We start from the raw sequence: 1,493 nt of genomic DNA, 5'->3' as shown, positions 1-1,493 counted from the left end.
AACGGCGTCGAGCGGCGGACGGGTGAGTAATGCCTAGGAAATTGCCCTGATGTGGGGGATAACCATTGGAAACGATGGCTAATACCGCATGATGCCTACGGGCCAAAGAGGGGGACCTTCGGGCCTCTCGCGTCAGGATATGCCTAGGTGGGATTAGCTAGTTGGTGAGGTAAGGGCTCACCAAGGCGACGATCCCTAGCTGGTCTGAGAGGATGATCAGCCACACTGGAACTGAGACACGGTCCAGACTCCTACGGGAGGCAGCAGTGGGGAATATTGCACAATGGGCGCAAGCCTGATGCAGCCATGCCGCGTGTATGAAGAAGGCCTTCGGGTTGTAAAGTACTTTCAGTCGTGAGGAAGGTGGTGTTGTTAATAGCAGCATCATTTGACGTTAGCGACAGAAGAAGCACCGGCTAACTCCGTGCCAGCAGCCGCGGTAATACGGAGGGTGCGAGCGTTAATCGGAATTACTGGGCGTAAAGCGCATGCAGGTGGTTTGTTAAGTCAGATGTGAAAGCCCGGGGCTCAACCTCGGAATAGCATTTGAAACTGGCAGACTAGAGTACTGTAGAGGGGGGTAGAATTTCAGGTGTAGCGGTGAAATGCGTAGAGATCTGAAGGAATACCGGTGGCGAAGGCGGCCCCCTGGACAGATACTGACACTCAGATGCGAAAGCGTGGGGAGCAAACAGGATTAGATACCCTGGTAGTCCACGCCGTAAACGATGTCTACTTGGAGGTTGTGGCCTTGAGCCGTGGCTTTCGGAGCTAACGCGTTAAGTAGACCGCCTGGGGAGTACGGTCGCAAGATTAAAACTCAAATGAATTGACGGGGGCCCGCACAAGCGGTGGAGCATGTGGTTTAATTCGATGCAACGCGAAGAACCTTACCTACTCTTGACATCCAGAGAACTTTCCAGAGATGGATTGGTGCCTTCGGGAACTCTGAGACAGGTGCTGCATGGCTGTCGTCAGCTCGTGTTGTGAAATGTTGGGTTAAGTCCCGCAACGAGCGCAACCCTTATCCTTGTTTGCCAGCGAGTAATGTCGGGAACTCCAGGGAGACTGCCGGTGATAAACCGGAGGAAGGTGGGGACGACGTCAAGTCATCATGGCCCTTACGAGTAGGGCTACACACGTGCTACAATGGCGCATACAGAGGGCAGCCAACTTGCGAAAGTGAGCGAATCCCAAAAAGTGCGTCGTAGTCCGGATTGGAGTCTGCAACTCGACTCCATGAAGTCGGAATCGCTAGTAATCGTGGATCAGAATGCCACGGTGAATACGTTCCCGGGCCTTGTACACACCGCCCGTCACACCATGGGAGTGGGCTGCAAAAGAAGTAGGTAGTTTAACCTTCGGGGGGACGCTTACCACTTTGTGGTTCATGACTGGGGTGAAGTCGTAACAAGGTAGCGCTAGGGGAACCTGGCGCTGGATCACCTCCTTATACGATGATTACTCACGATGAGTGTCCACACAGATTGATA

At 53.6% G+C, this 1,493-nt stretch carries 1 rRNA gene; it reads left to right on the top strand.

The features are described 5' to 3' along the window. Positions 1–1,453 (top strand): 16S ribosomal RNA (locus L3V31_RS21940); the annotation flags it as partial. Positions 1,454–1,493: the final 40 nt, after the last annotated feature.

The sequence above is a fragment of the Vibrio sp. J1-1 genome (genome assembly GCF_021728395.1).
In the GTDB taxonomy this organism is placed as follows: Bacteria; Pseudomonadota; Gammaproteobacteria; order Enterobacterales; family Vibrionaceae; genus Vibrio.
Note: the sequence above shows the minus strand (reverse complement) of the source record. Positions and strands in the feature narration are given on the sequence as shown.